Consider the following 1,431-nt stretch of genomic DNA (forward strand, 5'->3'; position numbering starts at 1 on the left):
TAGAACTCCTAACGAAATGATCTCCGAGGTGGTTGGATCACTCCGAGACCGATGATCCGGGGGTGCATGGTGGCGCGGCCGAAGCCGTGGGACGTCGACGACGAGTTGTGGGCAGTAATCGAGCCGCTGCTGCCCAAGGTGGAGCGTCGGACCCGGCATCCGGGGCGCAAACGGCATCCGGACCGGCTGGTGTTCCAGGGCATCCTGTTCGTCCTGCACACCGGGATCGCCTGGGAACACTTGCCGCAGGAACTCGGCTTCGGCTCGGGTATGACCTGCTGGCGGCGCCTGGCTGAGTGGACCGAGGCCGGCGTGTGGCCCCGAATCCACGAGGTCCTGCTCGCCGAGCTCCGCAGAGTGAACGCCCTGGACTTCTCACGGGCTGCCGTCGACAGCTCCCACATCCGAGCGTTAAAAGGGGAGCCAAGACCGGACGAAGCCCCGTCGACCGGGGCAGGACGGGCAGCAAACATCACCTGATCACCGACGCCACCGGTATCCCGCTCGCCGTCACCCTGACCGGCGGCAATCGCAACGACGTCACCCAGCTGATCCCACTGCTCCAATCCGTGCCGCCCGTGCGCGGAAAGCGCGGCCGTCCCCGTCGCCGCCCGGACGTGGTGCTGGGCGACCGCGGCTACGACCACGACAAGTACCGCCGCCTCGTCTGGGACCTCGGTGTGAAGCCACTGATCGCCCGCCGCGGCACCGAGCACGGCTCCGGCCTGGGCACCCAACGCTGGGTCGTGGAGCGCGCGTTCGCTCACCTGCACTGGTTCCGCCGCCTGCGGATCCGCTGGGAGATACGTGACGACATCCACGAAGCCTTCCTCACCCTCGGATGTGCACTCATTTGCTGGCGCCGACTGGCAGCAGTTCAGCGCCGCCACTCGTAGGCGCCGGGTGAAGTCTGGAGGACTTCGCTTGGCCACTCCCGTCGCACCTGTTCGAGCAGCCTCCGTTGATCGCTGATCCAGCCCTCTTCGAGACACAGGGGAAGGAACACGGACACACCAGAGCCAGTCGCGTCCTCAATGCGCACGGCGGCCGTCCCGTGCTCATCATTGAGCGCCTGCATCTGGATCTCAGGGCTGCGGTCGTCGTCTGTCCAGCAGACGTCATCGCCTGCAGCAAGTGTGTCCAGAGCCTCTGACCAGCTGGCCAGGTCCTCGGGAAACAGCGACAGTGCCAGGTGGCCGTTCACAAAACCACTCTCGATGAGGACCTCCGCATCGAGTAGGTCGTGCAGTGGCAGCACCCCTGGCATGCGACGGCCCAGCACCCGTACTCGGAAGCGGTTGTCACCATCAGAGAGATGGATCAGATCCACAGCGCTACCCCCGCCCTGCCTCAGCCGTCACGGCACATGGTGCAGGCAAGCACCTTCCGCCACCACTAAATTGCCCGGCGCTCATTCCGTTAGGAGTTCTT

2 protein-coding genes are annotated in these 1,431 nt (G+C 65.5%); one reads left to right on the top strand and one right to left on the bottom strand.

The window, feature by feature from the left end:
* Positions 1-66 precede the first annotated feature (66 nt).
* Positions 67-896, top strand: a protein-coding gene (locus ABZ464_RS52055; protein ID WP_359290063.1) for an IS5 family transposase whose coding sequence is annotated in 2 segments (ribosomal slippage) — positions 67-406 and positions 406-896 — 831 coding nt in all. Because the reading frame shifts where the segments join, the coding sequence is not laid out codon by codon here.
* On the opposite strand, the gene ABZ464_RS52060 is transcribed toward ABZ464_RS52055, so the two are convergent.
* Entirely contained in the window at positions 878-1,330 is a 453-nt protein-coding gene (locus ABZ464_RS52060) for a DUF5959 family protein (protein ID WP_359290065.1), read from the bottom strand. The two genes, ABZ464_RS52055 and ABZ464_RS52060, sit on opposite strands and share 19 nt — an antisense overlap.
* Positions 1,331-1,431: the final 101 nt, after the last annotated feature.

The sequence above is a fragment of the Streptomyces sp. NPDC005820 genome (genome assembly GCF_040630255.1).
Lineage (GTDB): Bacteria > Actinomycetota > Actinomycetes > Streptomycetales > Streptomycetaceae > Streptomyces.